This is a genomic window from Achromobacter sp. JD-1 (assembly GCF_038594925.1).
In the GTDB taxonomy this organism is placed as follows: domain Bacteria; phylum Pseudomonadota; class Gammaproteobacteria; order Burkholderiales; family Burkholderiaceae_B; genus Achromobacter; species Achromobacter spanius_C.
The window spans coordinates 35,304-51,386 of the sequence record NZ_JBCGCS010000003.1; the positions used below are offsets into that span (position 1 = coordinate 35,304).

Below are 16,083 nucleotides of genomic sequence, written 5' to 3' on the forward strand. Positions count from 1 at the left end.
TCATGTCCGCAGCCACGCTTCTTGCTCCAACCGCGCCACAGGCATTTTGCACGCCGTCCATCGACGAGCGGGACCGCCTGCGCGTGCGCTTGGAAGAGGCGGCGCTGAACGCGACGTCCGTCAATGCACAGGTGCTCTATGATGGCTGGCTCGTGCGCTTTGCGCGTTCGTCGGCCAAACGCGCGCGCAGCGTGAATGTGCTGGGGTTATCCACACGTCCGCTGGACGAGCGGCTGGCGTATTGTTCTTCGTTGTACGCGCGCCATGGCTTGCCCATGGTGCTGCGCATTACCTCCATCGGCCCCGATTTTTCCCTGGATGCCGAGCTGGAGGCCCGTGGTTATACCTTCACCGGTGAGACCCGAGTCATGAGCATGTCGCTCGCCCCCACGCCCAGCGTCCGGGGCGGCTTGTCTTTCAGGAACGTTGATACCGATCGCTTCGCGCAGGCGGTCGGCCTCATGCGCGGTTCGTCATCCGAACACATTGGTGAGCATCAAGCGCGTCTGCAAGGCCTGGCTGTGGATAAGCAGCCGGTGCTGGTTTTTGACGCAGCGGGGCAGTGTGTCGCCGCGGGTCTGGCTGTCCGCGACGATGAACTGCTGGGCCTGTTCGACATCGTCACTGATCCTGGACAACGGCGTAAAGGTTATGCCGACGCCCTGGTGCAGCAGCTCTTGAGCGAGGGCGCCGCCGGTGGCGCCACGACGGCATATTTGCAGGTCGAGCCGGAAAATACGGCCGCGCGGGCCTTGTATGGCCGCTACGGTTTCAAAGACTGTTACGCGTATTGGTACCGACTGCCCGCCGAGCAGCCGGACGCCTGAGCCTGGTCTCGGGATACAAAAACAGAAGGAAAGAGGATTTAACTATGGCCACCAAGAAACCCAAGGGATTGGGTCGCGGACTGGACGCCTTGCTGGGCGCGGACGCGCCTGCGATCGACAACATCGGCCGGGCCGTCGCGGCCAAGCCCGAGGGTCCGCCTTCCACCTTGCCTCTCTCGAAGATGCGCGCCGGCAAGTATCAGCCGCGCACGCGCATGGACGAGGGCGCCTTGGGCGAGCTGGCCGAATCGATCCGCACGCAAGGCATCATGCAACCCATTCTTGTGCGCGCACTGGGCGAAACCGCGCCGGGCCATTACGAGATCATCGCGGGCGAACGCCGTTTCCGCGCGGCCCAACTGGCCGGCCTCAAAGAAGTACCGGTGCTGGTGCGCGAAGTGGCTGACGAAAATGCGGCCGTCATGGCGCTGATTGAAAACATTCAGCGCGAAGACCTGAACCCGCTGGAAGAAGCGCACGGCGTGCGCCGCCTGCTGGACGAATTCGGCCTGACGCACGAGCAGGCTGCGCAAGCAATCGGCCGGTCGCGCTCGGCTACCAGCAACCTGCTGCGTCTGCTGAACCTGGCCGCGCCCGTGCAGACGATGCTGCTGGCCGGCGATGTGGACATGGGCCATGCGCGTGCATTACTGGCCGTGGATGCGGCCACGCAAATCCAGTTGGCCAACCAGATCATCGCGCGCCGCCTGTCGGTGCGCGAGGCGGAAAAACTGGTGGCCAAGACCGCCAAGGAAGCGGAGTCCGCCAGTTCGCCGCGCAAGAAGGCCAACGGGGTTTCGCGCGATCTGACGCGCTTGGAAGAGGCGCTGTCCGATCATTTGGGCACGCGAGTCGCGCTGAAGGTGGGCGCCAAGGAAAAGGGCCAGATCGTCATCGACTTTCACGGTTGGGAACACTTGAATTCACTGCTTGAACGTCAAGGCCTGTCCGGAGTGGTCGATGCCTGAGCGCGCATTGCCGGTGATTGCGGTTCTGGCCACGGGCGGCACGATTGCGGGTGCTCAGGCAGACGCCACGTCGGCGGGATACAAGGCGGGGTCGTTCTCTGTCAATGATCTGTTGGCCGCCGTGCCTCAGTTGGCTCGTATCGCCGACATTCGCGCTGAACAAGTGGCCAACGTGGGCAGCCAGAACATGACGCATGAGGTCTGGCGCACGCTGGCGGCGCGTGTCGACACGCTTTGCCAGGACGCTTCGGTAGCCGGCATCGTGATTACGCACGGCACCGATACGCTTGAAGAAACCGCCTATTTTCTCAGCCTGGTGGTGCAGCACGACAAGCCCGTGGTGCTGGTCGGGGCCATGCGGCCGGCAACCGCGCTGGGCGCCGAAGGCCCCGCAAATCTTTACAACGCGGTAGCGTTGGCCCGCCATCCGGACGCACGTGGCCGAGGCCCGCTTGTCGTGATGAACGAAGACGTGCACTACGCGCGCGAGATTCAAAAGATCGCCAGTGCCGGCTTGTGCGCATTCGCGTCGCCCAATCGCGGCAGAGCGGGGGTGATGCATGGCGGCGCGCCATGCTTCTATTCCCGCAACACCACGGTTCACACCACACAAAGCGAGCTTTCACTCGCATCATTGGAAGCGGCTGGGTGGCCACGCGTGGACATCGTCTACGCTCACGCAAACCTGCAGGCCGACGTGATCGACTTCCTGACCGACTCGGCCGATGGCATCGTATTGGCCGGCGTGGGCGACGGAAATGCAACGGACCTGGCCATCGACGCCTTGAGCCGCGCCGCCGCTAAAGGCGTGGCGGTGGTGCGTTCCAGCCGCACTGGCAGCGGCTTTGTCGCGCGCGACGTCGAACTGGATGATGGCCGTCTGGACTTTATCGCGGCGCGCGACCTGAACCCGCAGAAGGCTCGCATCCTGTTGATGCTGGCCCTTTCCGTAACTCGCGACACGGCCGCTGTTCAGGCCATTTTCGACCGCTACTGAGCGCCAGGCGGCTCGGCCGCCGCATCGCCCTGCTGTGCCAACCCCAGGTTGCTGCGCAGCATGTCGTAGACCTGGCGCGTCAGCGGATTGATCAGATCGCGCCTTATCCACAGGAAGTAGGTAACGTCCGGCAAGGGCGGCAAGCCTTCCTTGTCGCCCAGCACGCGCATCTCGGGCCCCAGCAGTTCCACACTACGCGCCGTCACCCCCAGGCCGGCGCGCAGCGCAGCCTTGATACCCACCAGATTCGGCGCCACGTAATTCGTGTGCCAGCGCACGCGTGCCTGTTCCAGCGCGTTCAACGCCAGGCGGCGAAAGATGCTGGGCTCGTCCGCCAGCACCAGCGGCACGGGCGCGTGCGGGTCATGCATGTAGTCGGCGGACGCTAACCAGACGGTGGGCGAGGTGCGCAGCGCAACCCCTTCGAAATCCTGATCGAAACGCGTGGATATCGTCAGGTCAAGCTCGCCAGCGCGCAGGGCGTCCATCAGGAAAGGGCTGCGGTCCACGCGAATCTCAAGCTTCACGCGGGGAGCTGAACGCGCAATGTGCGTCAGCAATGTCGGCAAGATGGTGTCGGCCACGTCCAACGGCGCACCCAAGCGCAAATCACCCTCCAGCGGGCCGTCCTGCAGGGCGCGCAGCGCCTCGTCGTTGATGGCCAGCATGTGACGTGCGTATTCCACCAACCGACGCCCATGCGACGACAGCACTTTGTTGCGCCCCTGCTTTTCGAACAGCGGCAAACCAATACTGGCTTCCAACCGCTGCATCTGTTGCGTAATGGCCGATTGCGTCTTGTGCAGCCGGTTGGCGGCTTCAGAGAACGTGTCGTGCCGTGCAATAGCCGTAAGTGTGCGAAGCAGGTCCAGGTCCAGATTGCGCATGATGTGCCCAAAGTATTAGCGATGCTAATGGAATGTTAAGGCAATTTAAATTGTTGGCACGGCATCGCGGCGATACATTAAACCCAATAACTCGTGAAACAAGAGGGAAAATCATCGTGAGCACCGCACATCCTCATCAGGCTGGTATCGACGCCGCTATCGGAAATATTAAAAAAACTGTAGGAAATAAGGGGCTGAACCGAGACAGCCTCGACGATGTGCTGCAAGAACTAGTGGGCCTGGCCGCGCATACAGATTGGTGGACGGGCGACCGCTACGCACCGCCTGAAGAGGGCGAGCGCCAAGCCCGCTACCTGATTGCTGAAGACGACGACAAAAGCTACGCGCTCTACTTGAACGTCATGCGCCCCGGCAACAAGATCGTGCCGCACAACCACACCACCTGGGCCTGTATCGCCGCCGTGGAGGGTGTGGAATACAACTATGTCTACGACCGCCTGGACGATGGTTCCGTGCCAGGCGTGGGCCGGTTGCAAAAGACGGGCACCGTGGTGGTGGGACCGGGCGCCGGCATCGCGTTGATGCCCGACGATATCCATGCCGTTGAAATCCAGGGCGACAGCGTCATCCGCCATCTGCACATGTATGGCCGCGCGCTGGAAACGCTGGACGAACGCCTGGGATTCGACCTGGAAGCGGGCACCTGCAAGATCATGCCGATCGGCGTGAAGACTCGCCGCTGATCATGAACAAGCCCTACCAGCCCGCAACGCGATTGCTGCGTGCGGGGCGTCCCCATCAAGGGTGGGTGAATACCCCGGTTACGCGCGCCAGCACCTATGTTTTCGATAGCGTCGCTGCCTGGCGTGACACGCGCGAGCGCCGCGAACAAGAGCGCCTGCCGTCTTATGGCGCGCGCGGCACCGACAGCACGCACGCGCTGGAAGACGCCCTGGTGGAGCTGGAGCAGGGCTTTCGCGCAGCGCTGTTCCCCACCGGCCAGGCGGCGATCGCCACGGTATTGCTGGCGTATCTGCGCGCGGGCGATCACGTCCTGATTACCGACGCGGTGTATGAGCCGGTGCGCCGATTCTGCGCGGAGCATCTGACGCGCCTGGGTATCGAACATACGTTCTACCGGCCGAACGGTGCGGGCATAGAAGCCTTGATCCAACCCAACACCCGAATGATCTACGCCGAAGCGCCGGGCTCACTGACCTATGAGCTGCCGGACCTTTGCGAGTTATCCACAGCCGCGAAAAAACACGGTTGCTGGCTGGCTGTGGATAACACGTGGGCGTCGGGTTTGATATACAAACCGCTCACGCTGGGCGCTGATATTTCCATACTGGCCGCCACCAAATATCTCGGTGGACATGCCGACGTGATGATGGGCGCCGTCGTCGTCAATGCGCGCGCCTGGCGCCCGCTTGAGCGCGCCACCATCGACTTTGGCCAGACCGTGGGCGCTGATGACGCTTTCCTGGTGTTGCGCGGGATGCGTTCGCTGCCCCTGCGCATGGCTCAGCACGAAAAGAACGCAATGCGGGTAGCACAATTTCTGCAGGAACGCCGCGAAGTTGCCCGTGTGCTGTGCCCCGCCTTGCCTGGTGACGCGTCGCACGCGGTGTGGTTGCGCGACTGCACCGGCGCCAATGGGCTGCTGACGGTGGAACTGGATGGCGCCTATAACGCCCAGGACGCCGAGAGGTTGATCGACAACCTGCGCCTGTTTGGCATCGGCGCGTCGTGGGGCGGCTTTGAAAGCCTGGTGATTCCGGTGCAGTTTGCGTCGCGCGCGCTGCCGGACCCGACGCCACGCGGCGCCATGCTGCGCCTGCATATTGGCCTTGAAGACCCCGAAGACCTGATCAGCGACTTGGAACAAGCCCTGTCAGCGTTGACCTTATCCCCCCGGATCTCCTTGAATTCCATGACGACGCATCCCACCTCAGCCCCTTCCATCGCAACCGTTGATTCCCACACGCTCAAACAGTGGCTGCACGATGGCAGCGAGATCGCCTTGCTGGATGTGCGCGAACACGGGCAGTACGGCGAATCCCATCTGTTCTACGCGGTGCCCGTTCCGTACAGCCGGCTGGAAGTGGACATCCTGCGCCTGGCCCCCCGCCACGACGTGCGCGTGGTCGTGTACGACAACGGCGGCGACGACAGCACGGCAGAACGCGCCGCCCGCGCATTGGCGCGACTGGGTTACGGCAACGTGCATCGCCTGGCCGGCGGCATTGCCCAATGGCAGCGCGACGGCTACGCCGCTTTCGCAGGCGTGAATGTCCCCAGCAAAACCTTTGGCGAATTGGCCGAAGAAGTTTTCCACACCCCCCGCATCGGCGCCCGTGAACTGGCCGAGCGCCAGAGGCGTGGCGACGATTTGATTGTGCTGGACGGCAGGCCTTACGCCGAATACCAAAAAATGAGCATCCCCGGTGGCATATGCTGCCCGAATGGCGAGTTGGCGCTGCGCGCCCACACGCTGGTAAAGGATCCGAACACAACGATCGTCATCAACTGCGCCGGCCGCACACGCAGCATCATTGGCGCCCAGACGCTGATCAACCTGGGGGTGCCCAACCCTGTCTACGCGCTTGAGAACGGCACGCAGGGCTGGTATCTGGAAGACCTGCAACTTGAACACGGTGCGCGCCGCCGCTATGACGATGGCGTGTCGCCGGAAGCGCTGCCCGCGCTGGCTGCGCGATCGGCGCAACTGGCCCAGCGTCATGGCGTGCCGGTGGTGGATGCCCGCACGGTGCAGGCGTGGCTGCTCGACCCCAAGCGCACGACGTTCCTGTGCGACGTGCGCAGCGCTGAAGAGTTTTCGCAAGGGTCCTTGCCGGGAGCGCAGCACACGCCGGGCGGCCAACTGGTGCAGGCCACGGACCAGTACCTGGCTGTGCGCGGCGCGCGGATCGTGGTGTTCGACGCCGAGGGCGTGCGCGCGCCGGTCGTGGCGAGCTGGTTGCGGCAGATGGGCTGGGACGCTTGCGTGCTGGAAGAGGGCGTGCACGCCGCCTTGGTGCATGAGGCACCGATGCCGCGGACCCCGCACCTTTCCGTTTTGACCGACGCGGCGCTGGCGGCAGTCTTGCCGCAGGGCGTGCAGGCTGTCGATATCCGCCCAGGCATGCGATATCGCGCCGGACATATCTCCGGCGCACAGTGGTCCATCCGCCCGCGTCTGGACCGCTTGAACCTGGACCCGGCGCGTCCCGTCGTCCTGCTGGCCGACGACGCCGACCTGGCCGCGTGGGCAGCCGAGGACTTGCGTGCCTTGGGTATGCGCGACATCAAGGTGAACACCGGCACGCCAGCCAGTTGGTCGGCGGCGGGCATCGCGCTTGAAGTCACGCCCGCCGTGCCCTCGGACGAAGCGTGCATCGACTATCTGTTTTTCGTGCATGACCGTCACGATGGCAACAAGGCCGCGGCGCGTCAGTATCTGGCGTGGGAGACCAACCTGGTCAAGCAGATTGATGAGCGCGAATTGGCCACGTACCGCTTTCCAGCAAGTTAGCGCGGACCCGCTACCGCGCGCTGGATAGCGCGCACGCCGCAATGGCCCGCAGAGGCCCAGGCGGCACACCACATGCATCAACCCGATTAATACGCCCCGGCGGCAGGTGCCGACGGGGTGCGGACGGTTCATGGCGAACCGGAATGCAAAGCATGGCCGCGTATCCGGCCTTTACGACAAGGGGAAAATCCACATGAAGCACCACGCATTGCACACCTGCGGCGCCGTCGCATTCACCGTCGCGGCATTGGTCGGGGGCGCAAGCGCCCAGGCACAAGCTCAAGCGCAAACCCTGCAGGCGCCGGTCGACTATCCGAAGCAGGCCATTACTGTCGTTTCGCCGTTTCCGCCTGGGGGCGGCAACGACAATGTGTCGCGTCTGATCGCGCAAGAGTTGGGTGCCATCACAGGCCAAAGCGTCGTCGTGGAAAACCGTTCTGGCGCGGGCGGCAATGTGGGCACGGCGCAGGTCTCGCGCGCCAAGCCTGACGGCTACACACTGGTGATGTCGCAAACCAGCGTCATGGCCGTCAATCCGCGTCTTTACAAGAACGTGGGCTTTGATCCCGTCAAAGACTTCATGCCGATCTCGCAGATCACGTCCGCGCCGCTGGTGCTGGTGGCGCGCACCGAGAGCCCGTACAAGACCATGGCCGACTACCTGGAGGCCGCGCGCAAACAACCGGGCATCATCACCTACGCCACGCCGGGCAACGGCACCATGAGCCACCTGATGGGCGCGCTGGTGTCCAAGAAGGCGGGCGTGACCCTGGTGCACGTGCCGTATCGCGGCGCGGCGCCGGCCATCACCGACCTGATGGGTGGCACGGTCGACATGCTGATCACGTCGCCAGCGTCGGCTGAACCCATGGTGGCCGCCGGCAAACTGCGCATCCTGGCGTTGAGCCATGAGAACAGCGTCGGTATCTTCAAGGGCGCGCCCACGCTGAAGCAAAGCGGCCTGGACGGCATCACGGCTGATGACTGGTACGGCCTGTTCGCCCCGGCGGGTACTCCGCCCGAGCGCGTTGCCTATCTGGCGCAAGCAGTCAGCCAGGCAATGAAGTCGCCCAAGGTGATTGCAAAGATCAACAGTGGCGGCAGTTGGCCGGTGGGCAGCCAGCCTGATGCGTTCAAGACACGCCTGCAGGAAGACACGGTCTACTGGGCCGACATGGTGAAGACGGCGGGCGTATCGCTGGATTAAGGCCTGCGTGAGACGTCAGCAACAGGCGGCCATGTGCCGCCTGTTTCGCTTGCGTGTTCGCCATGCGCCCTGGAATTGCTTGCCAGCTACCTAGGGAAACTACTGCATGCTCAAGGCTGCAAATTCGCGGCAAGGTGTCTAGACTCGGAGAAACCCTGAGAGCACGCCACGCGATATTCCCTTGTCCGGTAAGGGCGCCGTGGCGCTTGCCCGCAGTCCAACGCAAGGCTTCAGCCACAAGGTGAACGAGCATGCATTCACTAGGGGTAGCAACGGTGGAAGACGCGGAACGTCTGGTGCAATCCAGTCCGCTTTCGCATATCAAGGTGGGCTTGTCTGACGTCGACGGCGTCATGCTGGGCAAGTACCTGCGGCGCGACAAATTCCTGGGGGCGCTGCGCTCGGGCTTGGCGTTTTGCGACGTGGTGTTCGGTTGGGACCTGGACGACCAACTCTACGACAACACCAAGTACACCGGCTGGCACACGGCCTATCCCGATGCCAAGCTGCGCATCCTGCCCCACACCGGTCGTCGCCTGCCACTGGAGCAGGGGCCTGGGGGCGAAGACATGCTGCTGTTCCTGGCCGAGTTCGAAGGCGATGCGGCCGCCATCTGCCCGCGCCGCTTGCTGCAACGTACGCTGGATCGCGCGGAGGGCATGGGCTACGACGTCTACGCCGCGCTGGAATATGAATTCTTCATGTTCCGTGAAACGCCGCACTCCGTGCGCGCAAAGCACTATCGCAATATGGAGAACTGGACGCCGGGCAACTTCGGCTATTCCATGTTGCGCAGCACGGTCGAAGGCGACTTCTACCGTAAGCTGCTGGACATGTGCGAACGCATGGACATGCCCATCGAAGGCCTGCACACGGAAACTGGGCCTGGGGTGCTGGAAGCGGCCATCGCCGTCGACAAGGCCGCGGCCGCTGGCGACAAGGCCTTTTTGTTCAAGACCTTCACCAAGGCGCTGGCGCAGCAGAACGGCTTGATGGCGACGTTCATGGCCAAGTGGTCGCACGACCATCCCGGCCAAAGCGGCCACATTCATCTGTCCTTGCGTGACGCGAAAAGTGGCCGCTCGGCCTTCTATGATGAATCGCAGCCGCACGGCATGAGCGCGGTGCAGGTCTCGTTCATGGCGGGCGTGCAACGCTATCTGCCGGAGTTCATGGCGCTGTACGCCCAGACCATCAACAGCTATTCGCGGCTGGTGCCGGGGTATTGGGCGCCGCTGGACGCCACCTGGGGCATGGAGAACCGCACCACCGCGTTGCGCCTGATCCCCGGCAGCGACAAGTCACAGCGTGTTGAGGTGCGCATCGGATCGGCGGATGCCAATCCGTATCTGGCGCTCTCCGCCGCCTTGGCGTCCGGCCTGTACGGCATTCAGCTGGGTCTGGTGCCAGAACCGATGGTGCAGGGAAACGCCTACACCCAGCAATTCCCCGCCCACATGCATTTGCCCACCACGCTGTGGGAGGCGGCACAACGCTTGCGCGAGTCCGAGGCCGCGCGTCACCTGTTCGGCGACGCCTTCGTAGAACACTACGCCGCAACCCGGGAATGGGAAGAGCGGCAGTTCCGGCGCCATGTCACCGACTGGGAGCTTGCTCGCTATTTCGAGATCATCTGATCCGAGTCCAACTATTTGCTTAGGGCCACCATGACCGAGGAACTCATCACCATCAGTCCCATCGACGGACGCGAGGTCGTCCGGCGTGCCTACGCCAGCGAAGCGCAGATCTCGCGCACGCTGGCTCAGGCACATTCCGCGCAACCGGCTTGGCAGGCGTTGGGTATTGCACAGCGGGGGCGCATCGTATCGGCGGCCGTCGACAAGGTGGTCGCGGCCCGCAACGAAATTGCCCGCGCGATCACGATTCAGATGGGCCGGCCGTTGCGTTACACGCCGGGTGAAGTGGACGGCTTCGAGGCTCGCGCCCGCCACATGATCTCGATTGCCGATGACGCGCTGGCGCCCATACAGGTGCCCGAGCAGACTGGCTTCACGCGCTTCATTCGTCGCGAGCCAATTGGCGTTGCGTTGACCATCGCGCCCTGGAATTACCCGCTGCTGACCGCTGTGAACAGCATCGTGCCGGCCTTGATGGCCGGCAACACCGTGATTCTGAAGCACTCTGATCAGACGCCCTTGTGCGCGGAACTGCTTGAACGGGCATTTCGTGATGCCAGCGTGCCCCAGGGCGTATTCCAGTACCTGCATGCGAACCATGACACGGTGCAAAGGCTGATCCGCGCGCCGGAGATTGGCTACGTGTCGTTCACGGGCTCGGTGCGCGGGGGCCGCGTTGTCGAGGAAAGCGCGGCGGGCCGGTTCATCGGCGTGGGTTTAGAACTGGGAGGTAACGATCCCGCCTATGTGCGCGACGACGCCAACATGGACCACGCAGTTGAATCCCTGGTCGACGGCGCGTTCTTCAATTCTGGTCAGTCCTGCTGTGGTATTCAACGCATCTACGTGGCGCAGTCGCGATACGATGACTTTGTTGAACGAACGGTCGCGCTGACCAAGGCTTATGTACTGGGTAACCCGTTGCATGAGACCACGACGTTGGGGCCGGTGGTTCGTGCCCGCGCCGCGGCGGAAATTCGTGATGTTGTTGGCGACGCCATTTCGGCTGGCGCCAAAAATATGATGGATCAATCGCATTTCAATAATGCGAGTGAAGGCTCGTGTTATGTCGCCCCAGCGATCCTTACGCGAGTAAACCATCGCATGCGTATCATGAACGACGAATGCTTCGGACCTGTTGTCGGCATCATGCCGGTCGCGGGCGATGACGAAGCCGTCGCATTGATGAATGACAGCCCCTACGGCCTGACGGCGGCGGTATACACGCAAGATGAAGCGGCCGCGCTGACACTTGGTGCGCAAGTGCGCACCGGCACGTTCTTCATGAATCGCTGCGACTACCTGGATCCGGCCCTGGCCTGGACGGGCGTCAAGAACACGGGCCGCGGCGTGTCCCTGTCCGTCATTGGCTACGAACAGCTTACCCAGGCCAAATCCTTCCATCTGCGCAGCGTCTGATCCAAGGCGTCTTCAGGAACCGAATCATGACCGTGCCCAGCGTTAACTGGAACTACCCGACTGCCATCAAGGCCGGCCCGGGCCGCGTGAAAGAACTGCCCGAATGGTGCCGCGAACTTGGCATGACGCGCCCGCTGCTCGTCACCGATCCGGGCCTGGCCCCCTTGCCGATGGTGGCAAACGCCGCGCTGGCGTGCAATCAATTGGGCTTGGCGTGTGCGGTTTTTCATGAGATCAAGGGAAATCCCACCGGCCGGAATGTGGAAGATGGTGTGGCGGCCTACCAGCAGGGCGGGCACGACGGTGTTATTGCCTTCGGCGGCGGCTCCGCGTTGGACGCTGCCAAGGCGATTGCGTTGATGGTGGGGCAAGATCGTCCCTTATGGGACTTCGAGGATATCGGCGACAACTACCTGCGTGTGAACGTCGCCGGCATGGCGCCGGTGGTGGCCGTGCCGACCACGGCAGGCACCGGGTCGGAAGTGGGGCGGGCTTCGGTCATCACGGATGAAGCCGCAGAGGTCAAACGCATCATCTTCCACGCGCGGATGCTGCCGGCCATCGTCATTCTGGACGCCGAGCTGACACTGGGCCTGCCGCCCAGGATCACCGCCGCGACCGGCATGGACGCGCTATCGCACAACCTTGAGGCGTATTGCTCTCCGTTTTTTCATCCGATGGCCGCGGGCATCGCCATCGAAGGCATGCGGATGATCAAGGAATACCTGCCGCAAGTGGTGGCGGACGGCTCGAATGTGCAGGCGCGTCAGCAAATGCTTGTGGCGTCCACCATGGGCGCCACTGCCTTCCAGCGCGGCCTGGGCGCCATGCATGCCTTGGCGCATCCCTTGGGCGCGCTGTACGACGCGCATCACGGCATGCTCAATGCCATCTTGATGCCTTATGTGCTCAAGGCGAACCAGCACGCGGTCGCGCCCAGGTTGGAAGCGCTGGCGCGTTACCTCGACCTTCCGGCCACTGGGCCCGGCGCGGTGCTGGATTGGGTGCTGCGCTTGCGCGAGGCGGTAGGCATTCCCCATACGCTGGCCGAGATCGGCATCGACGAGGCGCAAGCCGAGCGGGTAGGGCGCATGGCCAGTGAGGATCCGTCAGGTGGAACAAACCCCATTGTTTTCACCGCCGATGAGTATTCACAACTTTTGCAAGCAGCAATTCGCGGAAACCTGTAAACTTCGCCCCCTCTGCGCGGAAACGCGAGTGGTTGAACAAAAGTTTTTGAATATTTTCATCTGGAAGGTTTGACACCGGATTCGAAAGTGTTCATAATCTCAAGTTCTCCGCTGGAGGGGTGCCCGAGTGGTTAAAGGGGGCAGACTGTAAATCTGTTGGCCTTGCGCCTACATTGGTTCGAATCCAATCTCCTCCACCAGAGACCCAACTCTAAATCCAGGCGATGTCTGCCTGGATTTTAAAATTAGGCCTAGGGAACTGGGCGGCCTTCGCAAAGAAGGTTGTAAGGTTCCCCAGGCCTTGATTTTGAGGGTTTGGGAAATGAGATGGTGAATGGGTATGCCGCGGGTGTAGCTCAATGGTAGAGCAGAAGCCTTCCAAGCTTACGACGAGGGTTCGATTCCCTTCACCCGCTCCAAGATTTTTAAATGCCCATGTGGCTCAGTGGTAGAGCACTCCCTTGGTAAGGGAGAGGTCGCGCGTTCGATCCGCGCCATGGGCACCACAAATTTCCAAGTTCTTTTCTTCAGTCTGAAGCGCAATCCAGGTCAGGAGTCAGCCATGGCAAAAGGCAAGTTTGAACGTACCAAGCCGCACGTGAACGTGGGTACGATTGGTCACGTTGACCACGGCAAAACGACGTTGACGGCAGCTATCACGACCGTTCTGTCGAACAAGTTCGGTGGCGAAGCCAAGGGCTACGACCAGATCGATGCGACTCCTGAAGAAAAGGCTCGCGGCATCACGATCAACACCGCTCACGTCGAGTACGAAACGGAAGCGCGTCACTACGCTCACGTTGACTGCCCGGGCCACGCTGACTATGTGAAGAACATGATCACGGGCGCGGCGCAAATGGACGGCGCGATCCTGGTTGTGTCGGCCGCTGACGGCCCGATGCCGCAAACGCGTGAACACATCCTGCTGAGCCGCCAAGTTGGCGTGCCGTACATCATCGTCTTCCTGAACAAGGCTGACATGGTTGACGACGCCGAGCTGCTCGAGCTGGTGGAAATGGAAGTTCGCGAACTTCTGTCGAAGTACGACTTCCCGGGTGATGACACCCCGATCGTCAAGGGTTCGGCCAAGCTGGCGCTGGAAGGCGACAAGGGCGAACTGGGCGAGCAAGCCATCATGGCTTTGGCCGCTGCACTGGATTCGTACATCCCGACGCCCGAGCGCGCCGTGGACGGCACGTTCCTGATGCCGGTTGAAGACGTGTTCTCGATCTCGGGTCGTGGCACGGTGGTTACCGGCCGTATCGAACGCGGCATCGTGAAGGTCGGCGAAGAAATCGAAATCGTGGGCCTGGTGCCGACGGTCAAGACGACTTGCACGGGTGTTGAAATGTTCCGCAAGCTGCTCGACCAAGGTCAAGCTGGCGACAACGTGGGCATTCTGCTGCGCGGCACCAAGCGTGAAGACGTCCAGCGTGGTCAAGTGTTGGCCAAGCCGGGTTCGATCACGCCGCACACGGACTTCACGTCCGAGGTGTACATCCTGTCCAAGGAAGAAGGCGGCCGTCACACGCCGTTCTTCCAAGGCTATCGTCCCCAGTTCTACTTCCGCACGACGGACGTGACGGGCACGATCGAGCTGCCGGCCGACAAGGAAATGGTTCTGCCGGGCGACAACGTGGCCATGACGGTCAAGCTGTTGGCTCCGATCGCCATGGAAGAAGGCCTGCGTTTCGCCATCCGTGAAGGCGGTCGTACCGTCGGCGCCGGCGTCGTCGCCAAGATCCTGAAGTAAGCAATACCCGGATGGGTAGAGTGGACTCTCAAGTCCCTCTATCCATCTTTGCTGTAAAAGTAGTATGATGTTCGGTTCCGTGACCATGCGCGTAGGCGTTGGGCGGAAAGCCAGTGAATGTAGTGCAAGCCAGTAGTGTTTTAGGGGCATAGCTCAATTGGCAGAGCGTCGGTCTCCAAAACCGAAGGTTGTAGGTTCGATTCCTACTGCCCCTGCCACCGCCAGGATAAACCCGCGGGAGATCATCGCGAGTTACGCATTCACGGCGGCTCGCGTCGCAATATGTCTAATACCAGCGTAGAAACCGTAACCAGCACCGCCGACCGGGTCAAGCTCGGCCTGGCGGTTCTCGTCGTTATTGCTGGCATCGTCGGGTTTTCCGTGCTTAGCGCACAGCCGATGCCTGCACGTGTCGGCGTGTTTGTCGGCGGCCTTGTGATTGCAGCCGTAATTGCCTGGTTCAGCGAACCCGGCCGCCGCACCCTGAGCTTTGCCAGCGAGTCCTACAACGAAGTCAAGCGTGTCGCATGGCCCACCCGCAAGGAAACGACCCAGATGACGGGTATCGTTTTCGCGTTCGTGGCTGTCATGGGCATTTTCATGTGGGTGCTCGACAAGGGCATCGAATGGATTCTTTACGGCCTGTTGTTGGGCTGGAAATAAGGACGGCGAATGAGTAAGCGTTGGTATGTCGTCCATGTGTACTCCGGCATGGAAAAGAGCGTTCACAAGGCCCTGGTAGAGCGCATCGAGCGCGCGGCCTTGCAAACGTCTTTTGGCCGCATTCTTGTGCCCTCCGAGGAAGTCGTCGAGGTCAAGGGTGGTCAGAAGTCGATCACCGAACGCCGCATTTTCCCCGGTTATGTCCTGGTTGAGATGGACCTGACCGACGAAACGTGGCATTTGGTCAAGAACACGAACCGCGTCACCGGCTTTTTGGGTGGCTCGGGCAACCGTCCGACCCCGATTTCCGAAAAGGAAGTCGAGAAGATCCTCTCTCAAATGGAAGAGGGTGTCGAGAAACCCCGCCCCAAGATTCTTTTCGAAGTGGGCGAGATGGTTCGGGTCAAGGAAGGTCCGTTTGCAGACTTCAACGGCAACGTCGAAGAAGTCAATTACGAAAAGAGCAAGGTGCGCGTGTCGGTCACCATTTTTGGTCGTGCCACACCCGTCGAACTCGATTTCAGCCAGGTCGAAAAGACCTGATTTCAACCCCCGGGGAGCCCTGGCAAATAAGGCCACGGCGATATAACCCGCAAGGAGCAAAGCATGGCGAAAAAGATCGTCGGCTTTATCAAGCTGCAAGTACCGGCTGGTAAAGCTAACCCGTCCCCCCCGATTGGCCCGGCACTGGGTCAACGCGGCCTGAACATCATGGAATTCTGCAAGGCGTTCAACGCCAAGACCCAAGGCATGGAGCCTGGTCTGCCGATTCCGGTGGTGATCACCGCCTTCGCGGACAAGAGCTTCACCTTCATCATGAAGACCCCGCCCGCGACGGTCCTCATCAAGAAGGCCGCTGGCGTGCAAAAGGGTTCGCCCAAGCCGCATACCGACAAGGTCGGCACGCTGACCCGCGCTCAAGCTGAAGAAATCGCCAAGGCCAAGGGCCCCGATCTGACCGCCGCTGATCTGGACGCCGCTGTGCGCACGATCGCTGGCAGCGCCCGCAGCATGGGCATCACGGTTGAGGGGATCTAAT

General features: G+C 62.0%; 14 protein-coding genes, 4 tRNA genes and 1 pseudogene. 18 read left to right on the top strand and 1 reads right to left on the bottom strand.

The genetic code is table 11. The features are described 5' to 3' along the window. Positions 1-2: 2 nt before the first annotated feature. The 3 genes from WBR68_RS05745 to WBR68_RS05755 are packed head-to-tail and all read left to right on the top strand — an operon-like array spanning position 3 to position 2,792. On the top strand, positions 3-827 hold the full coding sequence (locus WBR68_RS05745; RefSeq protein WP_230693700.1) for a GNAT family N-acetyltransferase: 825 nt from the start codon (positions 3-5) through the stop codon (positions 825-827). A gap of 44 nt (positions 828-871) precedes the next feature. Further along, entirely contained in the window at positions 872-1,795 is a 924-nt protein-coding gene (locus WBR68_RS05750) for a ParB/RepB/Spo0J family partition protein (RefSeq protein ID WP_050447335.1), read from the top strand. Continuing rightward, entirely contained in the window at positions 1,788-2,792 is a 1,005-nt protein-coding gene (locus WBR68_RS05755) for an asparaginase (protein ID WP_050447334.1), read from the top strand. The genes WBR68_RS05750 and WBR68_RS05755 overlap by 8 nt, the downstream gene beginning before the upstream one ends. Here the strand turns inward: WBR68_RS05755 and WBR68_RS05760 are convergent. Further along, positions 2,786-3,679 carry a LysR substrate-binding domain-containing protein gene (locus WBR68_RS05760; protein WP_050447333.1) on the bottom strand — a complete coding sequence of 298 codons (894 nt, stop codon included), beginning with the start codon at positions 3,677-3,679 and terminating at the stop codon, positions 2,786-2,788. The genes WBR68_RS05755 and WBR68_RS05760 overlap by 7 nt on opposite strands. A gap of 116 nt (positions 3,680-3,795) precedes the next feature. Between WBR68_RS05760 and WBR68_RS05765 the strand changes: the two genes are divergently transcribed. From WBR68_RS05765 to rplK, 15 genes and pseudogenes are all read left to right on the top strand, one after another. Further along, positions 3,796-4,383, top strand: coding sequence for a cysteine dioxygenase family protein (locus tag WBR68_RS05765; RefSeq protein ID WP_050447332.1), 588 nt, complete (start codon positions 3,796-3,798; stop codon positions 4,381-4,383). Positions 4,384-4,385: 2 nt separating this feature from the next. Then, positions 4,386-5,528: pseudogene (metC, locus tag WBR68_RS05770) on the top strand (cystathionine beta-lyase); the annotation flags it as partial. A 45-nt stretch (positions 5,529-5,573) separates the two neighbouring features. Next, positions 5,574-7,175 carry a rhodanese-like domain-containing protein gene (locus WBR68_RS05775; protein WP_050447464.1) on the top strand — a complete coding sequence of 534 codons (1,602 nt, stop codon included), beginning with the start codon at positions 5,574-5,576 and terminating at the stop codon, positions 7,173-7,175. A gap of 193 nt (positions 7,176-7,368) precedes the next feature. After that, positions 7,369-8,382, top strand: a complete 1,014-nt coding sequence (locus tag WBR68_RS05780; RefSeq protein WP_230693701.1) for a Bug family tripartite tricarboxylate transporter substrate binding protein — start codon at positions 7,369-7,371, stop codon at positions 8,380-8,382. A gap of 251 nt (positions 8,383-8,633) precedes the next feature. Then, entirely contained in the window at positions 8,634-10,019 is a 1,386-nt protein-coding gene (locus WBR68_RS05785; protein WP_050447330.1) for a glutamine synthetase family protein, read from the top strand. 30 nt (positions 10,020-10,049) lie between these two features. Next, a complete protein-coding gene (locus WBR68_RS05790; RefSeq protein ID WP_230693702.1) occupies positions 10,050-11,438 on the top strand; it encodes an aldehyde dehydrogenase family protein in 1,389 nt (462 codons plus the stop codon). 26 nt (positions 11,439-11,464) lie between these two features. Beyond that, entirely contained in the window at positions 11,465-12,628 is a 1,164-nt protein-coding gene (locus WBR68_RS05795) for an iron-containing alcohol dehydrogenase (RefSeq protein ID WP_127186195.1), read from the top strand. 113 nt (positions 12,629-12,741) lie between these two features. Beyond that, positions 12,742-12,828 (top strand) — tRNA-Tyr (locus WBR68_RS05800). 145 nt (positions 12,829-12,973) lie between these two features. Then, a tRNA-Gly gene (locus tag WBR68_RS05805) sits at positions 12,974-13,047 on the top strand. 12 nt (positions 13,048-13,059) lie between these two features. Next, positions 13,060-13,134, top strand: a tRNA-Thr gene (locus WBR68_RS05810). Between the two features lie 56 nt (positions 13,135-13,190). Next, positions 13,191-14,381 carry an elongation factor Tu gene (gene tuf / locus WBR68_RS05815; RefSeq protein ID WP_006221899.1) on the top strand — a complete coding sequence of 397 codons (1,191 nt, stop codon included), beginning with the start codon at positions 13,191-13,193 and terminating at the stop codon, positions 14,379-14,381. Between the two features lie 142 nt (positions 14,382-14,523). Then, a tRNA-Trp gene (locus tag WBR68_RS05820) sits at positions 14,524-14,599 on the top strand. 64 nt (positions 14,600-14,663) lie between these two features. Beyond that, entirely contained in the window at positions 14,664-15,044 is a 381-nt protein-coding gene (secE, locus tag WBR68_RS05825; protein WP_006216577.1) for a preprotein translocase subunit SecE, read from the top strand. Between the two features lie 9 nt (positions 15,045-15,053). Then, on the top strand, positions 15,054-15,587 hold the full coding sequence (nusG, locus tag WBR68_RS05830) for a transcription termination/antitermination protein NusG (RefSeq protein WP_006216576.1): 534 nt from the start codon (positions 15,054-15,056) through the stop codon (positions 15,585-15,587). A 63-nt stretch (positions 15,588-15,650) separates the two neighbouring features. Beyond that, positions 15,651-16,082: a 50S ribosomal protein L11 gene (rplK, locus tag WBR68_RS05835; RefSeq protein ID WP_046806050.1), complete on the top strand. Its 432-nt coding sequence runs from the start codon at positions 15,651-15,653 to the stop codon at positions 16,080-16,082. The last annotated feature ends 1 nt before the right edge of the window (position 16,083 follow it).